The sequence below is a fragment of the Pseudoalteromonas sp. MMG024 genome (assembly GCF_021654175.1).
GTDB lineage: Bacteria > Pseudomonadota > Gammaproteobacteria > Enterobacterales > Alteromonadaceae > Pseudoalteromonas.
The window spans coordinates 226176-243673 of sequence record NZ_JAKFZO010000004.1; the positions used below are offsets into that span (position 1 = coordinate 226176).

At 43.7% G+C, this 17498-nt stretch carries 8 protein-coding genes; 4 read left to right on the forward strand and 4 right to left on the reverse strand.

The genetic code is table 11. The annotated features are described in order from the left end of the window. Window positions 1-17: 17 nt before the first annotated feature. The 4 genes from L1068_RS05725 to L1068_RS05740 all read left to right on the forward strand — a co-directional run bounded on the left by L1068_RS05725 (window position 18) and on the right by L1068_RS05740 (window position 5263). The gene (locus tag L1068_RS05725) at window positions 18-2147 is read left to right on the forward strand and encodes a S8 family peptidase (protein WP_237129444.1); all 2130 of its coding nucleotides are present in this window, start codon (window positions 18-20) and stop codon (window positions 2145-2147) included. A gap of 231 nt (window positions 2148-2378) precedes the next feature. Continuing rightward, on the forward strand, window positions 2379-3293 hold the full coding sequence (locus L1068_RS05730) for an alpha/beta fold hydrolase (protein WP_237129445.1): 915 nt from the start codon (window positions 2379-2381) through the stop codon (window positions 3291-3293). After that, entirely contained in the window at window positions 3290-3991 is a 702-nt protein-coding gene (locus L1068_RS05735) for a response regulator (protein ID WP_237129446.1), read from the forward strand. Before L1068_RS05730 ends, L1068_RS05735 begins: the two co-directional genes overlap by 4 nt. A gap of 12 nt (window positions 3992-4003) precedes the next feature. Then, window positions 4004-5263, forward strand: a complete 1260-nt coding sequence (locus L1068_RS05740; RefSeq protein ID WP_237129447.1) for a HAMP domain-containing sensor histidine kinase — start codon at window positions 4004-4006, stop codon at window positions 5261-5263. Window positions 5264-5344: 81 nt separating this feature from the next. Here L1068_RS05740 and L1068_RS05745 read toward each other — a convergent pair whose 3' ends face one another. The 4 genes from L1068_RS05745 to L1068_RS05760 form a co-directional block, all read right to left on the reverse strand. Beyond that, a complete protein-coding gene (locus tag L1068_RS05745) occupies window positions 5345-9475 on the reverse strand; it encodes a hybrid sensor histidine kinase/response regulator (RefSeq protein WP_237129448.1) in 4131 nt (1376 codons plus the stop codon). A 234-nt stretch (window positions 9476-9709) separates the two neighbouring features. Continuing rightward, the gene (locus L1068_RS05750; protein ID WP_237129449.1) at window positions 9710-12319 is read right to left on the reverse strand and encodes a glycosyl hydrolase family 18 protein; all 2610 of its coding nucleotides are present in this window, start codon (window positions 12317-12319) and stop codon (window positions 9710-9712) included. A 113-nt stretch (window positions 12320-12432) separates the two neighbouring features. Further along, window positions 12433-14013 (reverse strand): lytic polysaccharide monooxygenase, encoded by a 1581-nt coding sequence (locus L1068_RS05755; protein WP_237129450.1) that lies wholly within the window; start codon window positions 14011-14013, stop codon window positions 12433-12435. Window positions 14014-14057: 44 nt separating this feature from the next. Beyond that, window positions 14058-17222: a glycosyl hydrolase family 18 protein gene (locus L1068_RS05760; RefSeq protein WP_237129451.1), complete on the reverse strand. Its 3165-nt coding sequence runs from the start codon at window positions 17220-17222 to the stop codon at window positions 14058-14060. Between the last annotated feature and the right edge of the window lie 276 nt (window positions 17223-17498).

A 17498-nucleotide genomic window follows, 5' to 3' on the forward strand; every position in this document is an offset into this window, starting at 1 on the left:
TAATTCTAGGGAATACTATGAATAATAATAAATTATTAAAAAAGAGCTTATTAGCCACGCTAGTACCGCTCGCAATCAACGCTAACGCAAATACATTAAGCGAACCTTCACAACTTGCTGAAGTACAAGCTAAATTAGTGGGTCAAGCTCAGCTTTCGACACAATTCATTATTAAATACAAAACGCAAACCGCTGCAGAATTTGCACATACTGCAGATACGCAATCTTTTGCACCGCGCGCTTCAGCACAATCGTTTGTATCAAACTTCAAATCGAAGCTTAAAAAGCAATCTCGCTACGTGCGCCCTATGGCTATGCAAGGCCTTCACGTAGTAAAAGTAGACGGCAAGCTATCTGCACAAGAAACACAGCAATATATGCAAGACATGATTGCATCTGGTGATATTGAATACATTGAAATCGACCAAATGTTACAACCATTTGCTACGCCTAATGATCCGCAATACTCAGATCAGTGGCACTACTATGAAGCAAACGGTGGTCTTAACTTACCGAGCGCATGGGATAAAGCAACAGGTGCTGGTGTAACTGTTGCGGTACTTGATACAGGTTACCGTCCACACGCAGATCTAAATGCAAACCTATTACCTGGTTACGATATGATTTCAAACACTTTCGTAGCAAACGATGGCGGTGGTCGTGATAACGATGCACGCGATCCTGGTGATGCAACTACAACGGGTGAATGTGGTACAGATAGCTCAGGTCAACCAGTACCACGCTCAGATCAAAGCTCAAGCTGGCACGGTACTCACGTAGCAGGTACGGTTGCAGCAGTAGCGAATAACGGCGAAGGTATTGCAGGTGTAGCATACGACGCGAAAGTTGTGCCAGTACGTGTACTGGGTAAATGTGGTGGTTTAACGTCAGATATCGCTGACGGTATTATTTGGGCATCTGGTGGCTCAGTTTCTGGCACCACAGCGAATGCTAACCCTGCATCTGTTATTAATATGAGCTTAGGTGGTTCAGGTGCGTGTAGCGCGACTACACAAGCGGCAATTAACACTGCCCGTGCAAATGGCGCAGTAGTTGTTATTGCAGCTGGTAACGATAACGATAACTCTGCAAACTACAACCCAGGTAACTGTTCAGGCGTTGTAAACGTAGCTTCAGTTGGCCGTAATGGTGGCCGTGCATACTATTCAAACTATGGTGCAAATATTGATGTTGCAGCACCAGGTGGCGCGCAGAGCTTTGCAAACGATCCTGAAGGTGTTCTTTCAACTTACAACTCAGGTGCAACTGGCCCAGGTAGCGACAGCTATGCATACTCGCAAGGTACATCAATGGCAGCGCCACATGTTGCCGGTGTTGCTGCGTTAATCAAACAAGCAAAACCGTCTGCTACACCTGATGAAATTGAACAGATCCTAAAATCAACAACGCGTTCATTCCCTGCTACATGTAACAACTGTGGTACCGGTATTGTTGATGCACTTGCTGCTGTAAATGCGGCATCTGGCGACACTACTACACCGCCAACAGGCGATAACGTGTTAGAAGATAAGGTTGCTAAAACTGGTCTTTCTGGCGCTAAAAACGCACAGTCGTTCTTCACAATGGAAGTACCATCTGGCGCAACTAACGTAACTTTCACATTAGCAGGTGGCTCGGGGGATGCAGACCTTTACGTGCGTGCTGGCAGCAAGCCAACTACCTCAAGCTATGAGTGCCGTTCTTGGAACTCAGGTAACGGTGAAACCTGTTCTATTGATAATCCAACAGCAGGTACTTATCACGTAATGCTAAATGCATACACGGCTTTCTCTGGTGCGTCACTAACAGGTGATATCACATCTTCAACAACAGGTGGCACTAATGGTGGCGGCGGTTCAGTTGATAACGTATCAGCAAGTCGCGGCGCTTGGAGCCGTTACACAATTGACGTACCAGCAGGTATGTCAACGTTCACTGTAACGCTTTCAGGTGGCACAGGTGATGCGGATCTTTATATTCGCAACGGCAGCCAACCAAGCACGTCATCATATGACTGTCGTTCATGGAACGATGGCAACACAGAAACCTGTACTATTAACAACCCAGGTGCAGGTACATGGCACATTGGCGCATATGGTTACAGAGCATACTCTGGCGTAACCGTAGACGCACAATACAGACCTTAGAAAACTCTCTGAAGACAACAAAAGGCCGCACATGCGGCCTTTTTTATATTTCAAAACCTTCAAGCGCTTCGGCTTGAAGCAGCCATATTTTTTACAACACACGTATCACTTTAACATCGCTGTCTTTCACATCCATTTCACATCTACTGATTTAAAGTGCCTGTCATAAACCGCTCAGTCATAACGATGGCCTAGCGAATAGCATTAATAATCGCACCCAAGGAAAAAACAATGATTAAGAAAAATTGGATGAAAATTACCCTTACAACAATCACCGTTCTCACATTGCTGGCAATTTTTTGGTATACCAAGTTTGCCTTAAAACCCTATCAGATAACGCCAAATCAGCTAGCAGAAACCTACAGTTATCAAGTGGAAAACGCCAACGTTACATTAACACAGCTTGAAAACGGTCATTACGCTATTAATTACCAAAGCTTTGATGGAGAAAATGTAAACGGCCAGTTGGTGTACCCTGAAAACTATGATGGCAGCAAACCTGTGCCCTTGTTGATAGGTGTTCACGCAATGGGACGAAGCTACATTCGTTGGTTACAAGATTCATTTAAAAATACCGATACCATTGAACAAACCGATGAACTAGCCAATATGGCGCTTGCCAAAGGGTATGCGGTGTTAGTTATTGATGCACGCAATCATGGCAAACGTAAGAACTTGGATTACAACATAAAAAAGGTAATGTATGATTTATGGTTTTGGGGCAAGCGCGAACCATACGAAACCATGATAATTGATACGGTTAAAGATCACCGTGTACTTTTAGATTGGGTCGCAACACAGCCACAATTCGACCAAAACGAAATTAGCGTGGCCGGTTACAGCATGGGTGGTCAAATTAGCTTAATTTTGGCGTCACTTGATACCCGTATCAATAAGGTGTTATCAATTGTGCCACCAGCTTCGAGTGATAATGTTGCGCGTGTGTCGCCACTCAATTTCGTTAAACAGTTGAATGCAGAAAAAACCTGGTTAGTTACCGCAGATAACGACCAATATGCCAATAAACAAGAAAACATTGCGCTATTTAACGCAATTGCAAATACGCAAAAACACCATATTGTTATTCAGGGTGAGCATGAGCTTCCTGAAGGCTACTACACACAATTAGAAGGTTGGTACGAGTGACAAAAACCTCACCACTACGCATTTTAGTGATTGAAGATAATGCAGCAATTGCCGAGAACATTGCTGATTTCTTCGCACTAAAAGGCGATATACTGGATTTTGCATACGCTGGTGAACAGGGCGTCGAATTAGCCCTGACAGCGTATTTTGACTGCATTATTTTAGACATTATGCTGCCCGATATTGAAGGCCTTGAAGTCTGTAAACGTATAAGAGAAAAAGCTGACCGCCATATTCCCATTATAATGCTAACTGCCAGAGATACATTAGATGACAAACTGGCGGGCTTTCAGCATGGTGCTGATGATTACCTCACCAAGCCATTTGCACTGGACGAGTTATATATGCGCTGCAGTGCGTTAACTCTTCGCCATACTAACCAAAAAAGCGAGCGAACGCTAAGTATTGGCGATGCAAATAAACAGCTTGTGCTTAATTACCAGCGTCAACAAGTTACGCGCGCTGGCACACCGCTGCAACTCTCTCCTATACTTTTTGGTATTTTAAAAATTCTGATGGAAAGTTACCCACGTGCGGTATCTAAAAGTGAGCTTTGCGAACGTATTTGGGGTGAAGACGGCACTGATTCAGACTCTTTACGCTCACACATTTATCAGCTGCGAAAAGCGGTTGATAAACCGTTTGCCACACCACTTATTAAAACCATACACAGTGTTGGTTTAGCACTCGATATTTAAACGAGCCCAGTTATGACAGCAAAGCAACTTAGAAACAAAATCGTTACTTACTTTGTTTCAATCGTAGTACTTCTAAGCATTTTATTTTCACTTGTGACCTTAATGTTTAGTTTTGTGGTTGAAGACACTTTCTTCTATCAAATTCTAAACAGTGAAAAGCAACAAGTACTCAGCCAAATTAAAAATGGGCAAACACCTAAGCCCCATTTTGATTTTATTACTTACCATAAAGACCAAAGTACTTTGCCAAACCTTGTGCAACAAGCGCTAAGCAACACATCTAAGCGAAGAGAATTTAGCGGCGATAAGAACGAGCATTATCACATCGCCTATCTCGATGATAATCAGCGTCAGCAACATATTTTACTGGCCGAGGTAAGTCAACAATTAGTGGTAAACCGCCTAACTAACAAGTTGTTCTATTTCTCATTCGGCTTACTGTGCTTAGGTATTTTACTGGCGTTAGTGCTTGCGTTTGGCACAGTTAAGTTAAGTAAAACCTTACTCAATCCACTCGATGATCTAATGAATATCGTCGACAATAGCCCGGTTGAAAAGTTACCGACAAAATTCGCCGCACAATTTAAACAAAACGAGATTGGCCGATTTGCGCAAACATTAGAGGCAGCGCTTGCTCGCGTAAGTGCATTTATAACACGAGAACAACAATTTACTCGCGATGTATCCCACGAATTGCGCACCCCGCTCACGGTAAGCCAAGGCGCTGTAACATTATTAACCCATACCGAGCTAAGCCAAGCACAGCAAAAATTTGTTACGCGCATTAGTGATGCCAATCAGCAAATGCACGAGACTATTGAAACGTTACTCGCCCTTGCCCGTGAAAAGCAGCGCGATACCGAGCACACCAACTTAAAATCGGTTATTGAAAACTGCATCATTAAAAATCAGGCGCTATTAAAAGACGTAACAGTAGACATTAACTTGGCCGATAACGCCAATGTGGCAATGGGGGCATTAGAGCTTTCACTCGTCGTCCAAAATTTACTGCAAAATGCCATTTACCATGGCCAAGGTTCGCATATAAAAATTGAGTTTCAAAACAATGTGCTCACCATCGCAGACAACGGTAAAGGCTTAACAGATACACTCTCATCGCAAAGCGTATTTGAAGCAGGAAAACGTGGGCCAAATAGCCATGGCAGTGGCATTGGCCTATCGCTGGTAAAAAGATTATGTGAAAAATACGGTGTTAACGTCTCACTTAGCAGTGACAATGGAGGCGTAACGATTAGTTTAACCTTTGCCTAAACCCATTTACTCCTTTGCCTAAGCCCATTTACTTAAGTGCGACAATTTAAATAGCAATCAACAATTGGCACTTAAGCAAGCTTATTCACTAATCCACTTTTTCAATTTGGCTATCACCGTTTGTTGCGATATGGGTTTGGTCATATAATCGTCCATTCCCGCATCAAGGCAGCGCTGTTTATCGCCCTGCATGGCATTGGCGGTCATTGCAATTATCGGAATATTTATTGCGCTATGTCCTGCCTCGCCCGATTTAATTTTAGATGCGGTTTCATAACCGTCCATTTCCGGCATTTGGCAGTCCATAATAATTGCTGAATATTGGCTTGGTTTGTCCATGGCTTTAAGAGCTGCTAACGCATCGTAGCCGTTTGAGGCAACGTCTGCAGTTACCCCTAAGTTTTTCAAAACACTCAACGCGACAATTTGATTTACTGGATTATCTTCAACTAACAATACGTGTACACCATTAAACGTAGTGGTGTCTGTATCATTTAAATTGGTCGGCTGCTCGCTTACATCACTGGTATGCTCAGATGAGTTTTGCAGCGTACTGTTAAGTACTTTAATCAGGCCTTTTGGCGTAACGGGCTTTGCCAAAATCGCGCTAATATTACCCGCTTTACACGCATCACTATCGAATTGTTTATTAATTGGCGCCATCATAACTAGCTGTGTTTTATTCGTTTTCGTGAGGTGCGTTAATTGCTGTTTTAATAGGCCATTTTCATACAACTTAGTATCCATTAAAATCAAGTCGATAGTTGCTAAATCACTACTTAAATGTGCCGTTACCTGCTCAGCTGAATTGGCAACGATTGTGTTTGCTGACTCGCTCTCTAAAACCTGTTTTACCACTTGGCAATTAATTTCATTTTCGTCAGCAATCAACACCGTTAACAACTCAAATAGTGGGCCTTCATTTACCTTGTTTGGCTGCGCGATGTTTTTCACTAAACACGTTACGTTAAAACAGCTGCCCTCGCCTAATTTACTTGTAACCGTTACATCGCCGTGCAGCAGATTGCAGAGTTTTCGTGTAATGCTGAGGCCAAGCCCAGTGCCACCGTATTTTCGTGTGGTCGATGCATCTCCTTGACTAAATGCGTCAAATAGCGAGGTTACTTTATCTTTGGCAATGCCGATGCCGGTATCTTGAATTTCGCAGTTTAGCTGACTGAATCCTATTTTTTCGGAGTCACAAAGCTCTGCACGGATCACTATTTGACCAGACTCAGTAAACTTAACGGCATTACTTAAAATATTGGTGAGTATTTGGCGAATTCGCCCAGGATCGGAATTTACATGACTGACCGACATGGCGTTGATATCTAAAATAACCTCAACATCTTTTAACTGTGCATCAAGGGCCACAGATTCTGCGAGTTTTTCAAGTAAGTTACGCAGATCAAAATCAATGTATTCAAGTTCAATGCGATCTGCTTCTATTTTTGAAAAATCCAGAATATCGTTAATCAGCGTCAGTAACGACTTTGCACTTGAACTGGCAATGCTCACGCGGTGTGCTTGTTCGTCGGAAAGCCTGCTGTCTTTTAACAGTTGCAGCATACCAATTACGCCATTCATTGGTGTGCGGATCTCATGACTCATATTGGCTAAAAATTCAGATTTTAACTTCGTTGCGGTTTCTGCTTTTTGTAAGGCAAGTTTGAGTTCTTTGGCGTGTTGCTCAAGCGACGCCGTTTTTTCAGCAACTTGCTCTTCTAACGCCATTACAAATTGCTTTTGCCGAGTGATCTCACTTTGTTGTAAACGAGTGCGCAGATATATCATTAAAAAAACCAATGCACCGGCAAATAACGTGTAAAGCGTATAAGCCCACCAGCTTTTAAAAGGCGAAGGCGCCACATTTAAGTCGATTGAAAGTAACTCGTTACTCCATTTACCTGCGCTGTTAGTTGCTTTAACTTGCAAGGTGTATCTGCCGCCATCCAAATTAGTAAATGACGCAATATTATTGTTACCTAATTCTATCCAGTTGTTATCGTACCCCTCAAGGCGATAGGCATACTGATTTTTGCTGGGTGCTGCAAAATCTAACACCGAAAACTCAAATGAAATAAAGTAATCTTGATACGATAAGTCAATTTCTTTGACATAAGAATACGGTTTTTCGAGCTTTTTCTGCTCGCCCATTTTGCTAAACCCAGTCAGTACCACGTTAGGTGATTTAACTTCGTTTTCTTCAACATCAGTATTAAAGTATTCAACCCCACGTTGGCTACTAGTGAATAAAGTATTGTTGGCACCCACAACCAAGCTGTTTGCGTAATAATTTGCCCCTAAAATCCCTTCACTGCCATCATAGTTAACGACTTCATCAGTACTTGGGTTTAAAGTAGAGATACCCTTATTAGTGGTGAGCCATAAGTTGCCGTTTTGATCATCTACCACAGCACGAATTAACGATGTAGCAAGGCCATTTAAGACGCTGTAATGCTTAAAGGTTTGGCTGCTGGGTTGATATAAATTGAGGCCTTTTTGCGTTGCTATCCAAATCGCGCCATTTTTAGCTTGGTAAATATCTTGTACGATACTACCCAATAAAGTTTGCTCGTCGGCTTCATCCATTTTATAAACCCGAAAACGCTGTTTATCGGGTAACCACAGGTTTACGCCATTGCCGGTGCCAACCCACATGTTGTTGTCGTTATCGCGCATTATTTTAAGCACTTCAGGATGCGATAAGCCGTTGTTTTCGTCTAAATGTGTAAAGGTTTTATGGGTTGTGTTGTATACGTACACACCATTTTTGTAGGTGCCAATCCATAAGTTACCGTGTTCATCGAGCGCTAACGCCCGTAACTCTCTAAATTCTTGGTAATTTTCAGCGGTTTTAGGGTAGCGGATTATGTCAATTTTCCCAGTTGCTAAGTTGTATTTGGCAAGCCCTTGGTCTTGTGCAATCCAAAGTAAATTGGTGCCTTGTTTTAATACAATGGGTTTTTCCACAGCCCCACTATTCGCCAAACCGTTTTCTTTAGTGAAAAGCGGGCCCGAAATAGGTTCTAAGCTTTTCGCCCGTACTTGCCATTTAAACAAGGCGGAAGAGGAAGCAGCAATAACTACATCGCCATTTTCGTCAACTGTTATGCCATTTGGCGCACTTAGTTGCGAGCTATTAATCGATTTAAATTTACGCTGTGGTGTCAGTTTAAAAATGCCGTGCACTTCATTTGTGATCCAAATAACACCAAAAGAATCCTCAAAAATAATGCGAAAGCCATTGTTGTAACCTAAATCTAGCCGCTCAATTTCCTCTATATCATTGGCATAGCGATAAATACCTGTTGCTGTAACAAACCAAACAAATCCGTCTTGGTCTTCAATCATCGAATTTACTTGGCCAAGTGCTTGCTGATCTACATTTAAAATAGCGGTGAAACTGCCGCTATTTGGCTCAAACAAAAACGGACCTTGTTGCGTGGCGACATAAAATGTTCCGCTTTTGGTTATTAGCATGCTTCTAATTTCGTTGGCCCCAGTTGGGGTTTTATTATTTGGGTTTGGAAAGAAGTGCTTAAACTGCTGAGTGTTTTTGTTAAATAGATTTACGCCATAGCTGGTCGCTACCCACAGAAAATTGTCGTCTTTGTCTGCGATATCCCAAATACGGTTATGAGATAAACTCGGCTCCGAGTCACCGGTTTTTGTAATGTGCTCAAATTGACCATTGCCCAGATATTTATTAAGCCCACCATCGTAGCTGCCAAGCCAAATAATGCCTGTTTGGTCGTGCAATAATGATTGAATGCGATTAGAAGATACCGAGTTTGCTCGCGATGCACTGTGTAGAAAGTTTTCAAATCGCCCAATTTTAGGGTCGTAAAGATTAGCGCCGCCGCCCCACGTGCCAATCCAAATTCTGCCGTCGTTATCGAGCATTAAATTACCCGCATCATTATGTGATAAGCCGTTTTCGTTCATTTTATTAAACTCAAACAACACAACCTTGCGACCATCAAATCGCATCACCCCATTTTCAGCGGTACCAAACCATAAAAATCCTTGATTATCTTGAATAATTGAATAAATTTCTGAAGACACAAAACCATCTTCAGTGCCCAGCTTTTTAATCGCATACTCGTTGATCAGCGACGACGATTGCCCATTAGCCAACGCATTACTCGCAGTAAATGCAAATAATGTCATTGCAAGCCAGATTATAAGTAACGGTATTCTTGGGTTCATGTCACTTTCAAAGACTTTTAGTTATTAACACAATAATAGACGTTAAATATTAAGACCTGTTGATTTTTGACGAGATTTTCATGAACACTTAACTTTTATTTAGAAAAGGTAACCCCTGATCTTTTATATTGATTGGGCTTTGGGGTTACACGAAGAGCTGCACTATTACCAAAACAGAAAAGTACAAATACAAAAAAAGGCAGCGGTAGCTGCCTTTTGAACTAGAATGAAAACTTATTTCGCCCACACATCGGCAACGCCAGGCTCTTCGCCTTTAGTCCACCATTTTGCTGTATAAGTGTCATTGTTGTGAGTCACCTTGTCACCTGTGTTGTAAACAAGGTCAGCACGCCATGCGCGAACTTGACCGTCGTTTGGAATAACTTCTTCCCACGGGCCGCCAAGATCTGGACGGTCGCCTTGTGTCCACCACTTCGCTTTGTACTCAACACCGTTGTAAAGCACCGTATCGCCACCGGTGTAAATTGCATCGGCATTCCACGTTGTGCTGCCACCGCCATCTACATTAGTTACTGTTACTGTGAAGCTTTCTGTTACAGCATCAGTACCGTCTGATACCGTTACTGATACGCTCAAGTTTGTATCTGCTGCAACTTCGCCTGCTGTAAGCGTCACACTTGCGCCGCTGCCAGAAAGTGTTAAGCCCGCAGGTACATTCCAGCTATAGCTTAAAGTATCGCCATCAGCATCTGATGCAGTTACGCTTACAGAAGTTGATTTACCTTCTTCCACGCTAACATTAGCAATTGGTGATACTACTGGCGGTTCGTTAATCACTACCGTATCTGATACCACGCGAATAATCGCCGATTTAGTTACAGTGTCTGTGCCGTCTGATACAGCTACGGTTACTGTGTAATCAGTATCTTGCGTTACCGTTGGCGCAGTAATTGATACCGTATCTGTGGTTACACCTGAAAGCGTTAATGCAACATCGCCTGTCCAGCTGTATGTTAGTGGGTCGTTATCACGATCACTGGCAGTTGCGAAAAGTGAAGTACTTTCACCTGATTTAACCGTTGTAACGCTTGGTACAGAAACCACAGGTTTAGTATTGCCACCCACAACACCTAGGCCTTCGTGCATTGCATTTAAAATATCGCCGTTGTCTGCATCAATTTCCCATGCAAATAAACCGGCAAGGCCTAAGTTGCGAACATACTGACCTTTCGCTTTTACTGAGCGTGGGCTATCGTATGTGATTAATTTACCGTTTGATTTATTCCAAACATAGGCACCTTCAGCCACGTCATCATAGCCAACCTCAAAACCGTTAATGCCGGTTTCTGCCGCGCCAATCATATGGGCTTTAATGCCTTTGTAATCAATTACACCTGCTTCCCACACACCTTGCGCAGTAGTGCCGGTAAGTTTACCGTTACCTGGTGCTGTCATTGGATTTGCGCCGTCTGTTGTATTTGCAGGGGTTACACCTTCCCAGCCACGACCATACATTGCCGTACCTAATACAATTTTCGCCGGATCTAAACCTTGTTGTAGCAACAATTGAATACCGTTATCTGTGGTATACGCAGGGCCTTTACGCGGCTCGCCTTTATCATCAAGACCTGTACCATTACACTCATCTGTACTCATATGACTACCACAGTAAAGCGCTGTTTGGTGACCGGTCACATTGTTCCAACCACCGTAGAAGTCATACGTCATGGCGAAGATGTAATCCATATATTGCGCTGCTTGCGGATAGTTTACGTCTTCAATTTTGTCATAACCCATACCAATAGCAGAGGTAAGTTGGTACGGTTTACCAATTTCCGCTTCTAATTCATCTAACATAGCGCGTAGTTCACGCATTAGATCAATATAAGCTTGACCGTCTTTTGCTGGATCGCCAAGATTTGGATTTGGACCGCCGCCACCTGGGAATTCCCAGTCAATATCGACACCATCGTAGAATTTCCAAGTTTTTAAGAAGTCTTTCATTGATGCTACGAATACATCGCGATTCGCTTTTTCAGTAAAGCCATGAAATGGGTCTGACAGTGTCCAACCACCTACCGATGGTAAGATTTTTAAATCAGGGTAACGCTGCTTAAGCGCCATTAATTGCGAGTAAGTACCACGAATTGGGTCTTTTGCATCTACGCCCGGCAGTGACTTTTGAATAGCTGCCCACGGGTCGTGAATCACTACTTCATAATCTTGTGAGTCGCCACACGCTTTTTGTAATGCGCGCCAGCTGTTACCGTTTTCAATTTCTTTCAATGACTCGTTCGCACCACAAATTGGAATAAAACCGTACAAGATATGCGTTAGGTTTTGGCCCGGCACTTTTGTTACATCAAAGTCGCGGCCATAAATGCCCCACTCAACAAAATACGCCCCTACAACGGTGTCTGGTGAGGTGCCATAGTTACCGTTATTTGGATCAACATTCATTGGTAACGGATCTAGGTGACCACCGTCTGTATCAGCGATTACAATTGGTTTTGGCGCGCTTGCCGCACACACTGTGCCTTGGCACAGTTCAACCGTTAACTGATGACGGCCCGATTGCGTGTATGGAAAGGTAATTGTGCCCGACTTAGTGCCAGCAGCAAGCGTACCTTCGTTTACTACTACACCGTCAAATTTTACTTTGTAGCTATCGCCGCCTTCACCGCTCCACGCATTCCATTTGATAGCAATATCAACCACATCTTTGCGTGTAACTAATGACTTATACGAACCTTGACCGTCAATATTTACATCAACAAATGAATATTTTTGGTCTTCCCAACTTAAACTAGGTGCAGAAGGCGCTGCAATTACATGCCCAGAACAAAGTGCAACTGCCACTGCTAGAGATAATTTTTTAATCATAATGTTTCTCTTTAAATTTTAAAAACCCGCAACGTCGCAAACCAAGCCGCCGTTGCGGCAAGGGGTAACTAAAGTAGCTAAAGCAAGCTTATGGCTCACTTTAGCCGATTAAATTAAAGGGTTTGCCACACTGAGGCGGTACCTGGCTCATCGCCTTTGGTCCACCAGCGTGCTTGGTATTTTTGCGAGTTATGGCTCACAACATCACCCGCCGAATACGCTTTGGTGCTTAACCACGCATCGTCAGTTGACTGTGAAAGCAATTGCCACGCATCGCTGCTATTGGGTTTTTCGCCTTGCACCCACCATTTGGCTTTATAAACCTTACCTAGATAGGTAACTTTATCGCCAGCGTTGTATGCTTTGGCGGCATCCCACTCTGGCGGGAGTTCGGGGTTTATAGTAGTGTCATTTACCGTTACCGAAAAACTTGCTGGCGTGCTTAACTTGCCGTCAGATACTGACACCTGAATCGCAAAGTTGGCGTTCGCTGAAACCTCAGGCGCATTAAGGGTGAGGTTTGGTCCGTCTACACTGTAGGTGAACTCATTAGGCACAGTGAATTGATAGCTAAGTGGGTCGTTTTCATCATCGAACGCATGTACGTGCACCAAAGTTTGTGAGCCTTCGTCCATTACCACGTCTGCTACAGGGTTAACATTCGGTGCGGTATTTTCTGATGCAGCAATAACCGACAGCGCAAAACTGTAGTCACTGGATGTTGCATATACCTGATTTGACGCCAAATTAGCCTCGTCAAACACAATATCGCCACTGGCGTTTTTAACACCAATTTGCAATTCAGATGCGTAATCTAAATTAAGCTTAGCTGCCAGCTCACTTTGCCAAGTTGCTTGATTACTAGCGTTAACCGCAAATAGCTGATTTACTACCTCAAGGCCACTTGCATCGAACAAACGCACTTGAACTGTGTCGCCAACATTGGCATTTTGACCTTGGCGAACAAAATAACCTAGCGGGAACCAGTCAACCGGTGTAACAGTGTCGCGCTCGATAATAATATCGCTACAGTTATAAAAACCTTCACCCACCACATCAACACGCTGCCAACGGCTATAAAGCACCGCTTCACCGACGCGCTCAGCAGGAATAGCGACGCTCATTTCATAATAACGCTTACCGTCAGGGTCTTTTACAAACTCAATATTGTCGTGGCTTTGAATAAGCTCAATATTTTGCCAAGTCAGTGTATCGGTTGCAGGGTTAAAACCCGGCTTGGTTAAATAAAACTGCCAAAAGCTTGGGTTGTGCGGTGTGGTTGCACGATAACGCACTTGAATTTCACCATTAGCGTTTGGCGTAACCACGGTTTTTTGCCAATGTGCTGACGGTAAATTCATACCGCGCTTTTCGTGACTACCCGCAGCACACAAAGTACCGTCGGGCACATTTGCTTCAACCGCTGCTTGATTTAAGTAATCGGGCGTATTAACTGCAAACTCATGTTCTTGAATAAACTGCACATGGCCCGATTCTAAAAATGCAGCGCGACATGCCAAATTTGGAATATTGCTGCCGTCTTCTGGCCACCAATACCCGCCTTGCGCTTGGCAAAATGCTTGTCGTGCCTTTGGGCTATCCATATAGCCGTGTGCGCTGGCATTAAACGGCGCTGCAATACATGCTAGTAGCACTGAACCAGAGAGCACACTGATGTTAAATTTGGTATTCATAATTTTCTCCAAACTGTGAGGCACACGGCCTCACCTAGGTTGCGTTATAAAGTACACACACTATCCCAATCGGCAGAGGTGCCAGGCTCGGTTGAGGTCCACCACTTGGCTTTGTAAACCGCCGTAGATGCGCCATCAATCATTAAGTCACCGCCTGCCGCGTGTGACGGGTTGCCCGCCCAATCTGTTTGTGGGAAGTTTGGATAAACTGGAATATCAGCTACTGCAACACCTTCACATGTGTCGGTGTTACCGCCGCCATCATTGCCACCACCGTTACCGGCGGTTGCATCTGGTAGATGTGGGTATTCAAATTTAGCGGCGTATTGCTTACCGTCTTTTTCAAATACAAGGTTCACTGGGCCAGTAATTGGCATGTAGTACATTACTTGTGCATTAATGGTTTCGCCCGGTGCAAACGACTTAGCAGCGCCGCCCCACTCATTGACAAAGGTAATTGAGAAACGGTGGAACTCGTTCTCAAATCCGCCAATGTTGTTGCCAGCTGCGTTTGAACGATTTACCTCAACGGCCATGCCGAGTTTTTCTTGCGCATTCCAGTTTGATTTGAAAATAGCCGACGTAGCCACGGGTACATCAAACGATACTTTTGCACCGCTCAAATCAATGTTTGAGTTATTGGTAAAGCTAAAGGTTGGCGCAATTGGGTAGTTGTCGTCACCAATTGGGAAGTCTTTCACTTCAAAGCTTACGTCAACTGCCTCTGCTGGTACTTGGTGAGTTTTTTCACCTTTGTTGATGTCGTACTTAGAACCTGCTTGTGCAAACTTGTTGTAAGCAAGCGAGGTCATAGTAGAACCCATAAAGTACTCTTTCTTCGCACTGTCGTAATCAAAGTCGCCAGCGAGTTCCCAGAACATAATACCGCCAAGGCCTTTGTTGATTACATAATCAAGCTTAGTGCCCATTGACTCTTCATCTTCAATCGACAAGAACACCTTTTTATCGGCATTCCAAAGCCAAGGTGCTACTGCCACTGAATCGTAATGACGAGTGTAAGTGCCGGTAAGTTGATCGGTTGGGTCATTCGCCGGATCTAGGCCGTAATCTGCAAGGTAACTTGGCAAAATGCCGTTTTGTAGGTTTTTAACATGCCATAATGGGTTACTACCTGCTGGCATTTCGTTACCGTTTTCGTCAAGGTCATGCCACATGTTGTCGATACCAACTGCGCCGTTACCACATTTGTTTTTCTCACCTACACCAGTACCTTTGGCACAATCAGCTTGGTTAGGTAGCGCCGCACGCCCCCACAAACCGTTTTCGCCACCCGATACATCTTTAAAGCCACGAGTATAGTAAGGCACACCAATGTTAATGCGGCCTGCACTTAAACCACCACGGAAGTAAGTAACTGCCCAGTCGGTATTTAAGTAACCAATGCCTTCAAACTCTTTTGTGCCATACACATTCCACTGCGCAAGCTCAGAGTCTAGCCCTGTATCGTAAAGCGCTGCGTTATGACCAACGTGGTCGTTCCAAGCACCGTGCAAGTCGTAAGACATGATGTTTAGGTAATCGAGGTACTTCGTTGTTTGGAAGGTTTCCATACCACGCAGTAAATAACCTGATGACGGTGATGCGATGGTAAGCATGTAGTGTTTACCCGCTAATTCACCTGCTTTATCAAGCTCTTCACGCAGGGTTTTCATTAACACTTGGTAAGAGGCATTTAGCCCTGCTCGACGTGCATTGGAAATTGGGAAATCATCAGGGTGACCCGAGTCATTCATTGATGATGGGTATTCATAATCAATATCAACACCATCGAAACCGTACGTTTCAATAAACTCAACCGCGCTTTTTGCAAATGCATTAATGCCCGCAGTGTTTACTGAGCCGTCTGCATTGGTTGTCATAGTGTAGAAACCACCGCTAGCAACACGGTTGCCGTTTGCGTCAAAGTAACCGCCCGTTTCTGCCCAACCACCAACAGAAATAAGTGTTTTAACGTCTGGATGTAGTTTTTTATATTTATTCAGTAAGTTGAAGTGACCTGTGTACGGCAGTGTTGGGTCCATTTCAGCACCTGCAACACCTGGCCATTCCATGTTGGTTGCAGGATTACCCGCCGCACTTGGATCGCCAATTGAAACCTTGTTATTAGCATCAACATGAGCAAATGCGTAGTTAATATGGGTGATTTTATCCCATGGAATATCATCAACGAGGTAAGATGGCTGGCCATTTGCGCCATTACGCCAACTAGTGAAATAACCAATTACACGACGTGGGTGATCGGCACCCATATCTTCACGGCCATCAGCATCGTAAATGCTACAGTAAGGCGTATTTACACCCGGAGTTTGGTAAAGCCCTTCTGGTTTACAGGCATCACGATCGTCTGGGCCTGTGGTGTTATCAACAACACGTAAGCTCAATACTGCAGCTTGTGATACAGCATTTTTATCATCCGTTGCCACAAGGCTAAATTGCGTATTGCCTAACGTGGTTGCATTGAACGTATAACTGCCACTTGCGCCAGCAACTTGCAAAACCGAAACACCGTCTTGGAATAGCTCTAGGCTAACAACAGTGCCGTCTTGATCGCTACCGGTTAAATTTAAGACAACGTTGTCATTCAAATTAACTGAATTCGAACTTGCGTTACTTGTAAGCGTTGCTGTTGGCGCATAGTTATCTGGCACTACTTCAGCCACTGTCACGCTGTTTGCAACTGAGATGGTTTCACCGCCTTTATCATCGGTTGCACGCACAGAAATTTGATGCTGCCCTTTCACTGCCAGCCAAGTTGCTGAATATGGTGCAGAACTCAGCGTTGCAATTGCAACACCATCAACAAGTACTTCCACTTTTACGACAGAACCGTCATTGTCAGATGCTTGCGCCTCAATGACAACGCTGTCACCTTCAGTAAAAGAACTACCGCTCATAGGTGATAAAACTTCGGCTAAAGGTAATTCGTTTACTTGGCCGTTACCGCACTCGCCTAAACTCTTCCATTCTTGGTATTGACCTGAATGGGTTACCGGATCGGCTTGTGTCCACCACTTCGCCTCATAAGCAATATTGGCTTTTTGCACTTGCTGCCCGCCAGTGTAAGCCACGCCTGATTGCCATTCGGCAATATTTGTACAGTCCACTGCTGCATGGGCTGCCCACCCTGATACAGCTAACGACAACACACTCATTTTGAATAAGCGCTTGCCCATTAATTTGTTACTCATACTTCCCCCTAATGGAATTTAGCTAACGTCTTTCGACCATTTAGAGATAACACATGATTAACAATTAGTGAAATTAGAGCAACAACACTAGAAAACAATACCAAGAAGAAAATTAAACCAATATTTACAATGATTTAAATAAAAACAAACACCTTATTACTAGGAAAAACAAACTAGGAAACAATCATTAGGAACCCCTATTGGGTACATTTGTAAAATATAAGTAAATTTAAGTTATCCCCCCTCAAGAGCCGAAATTACTTGCTTATAACCAAA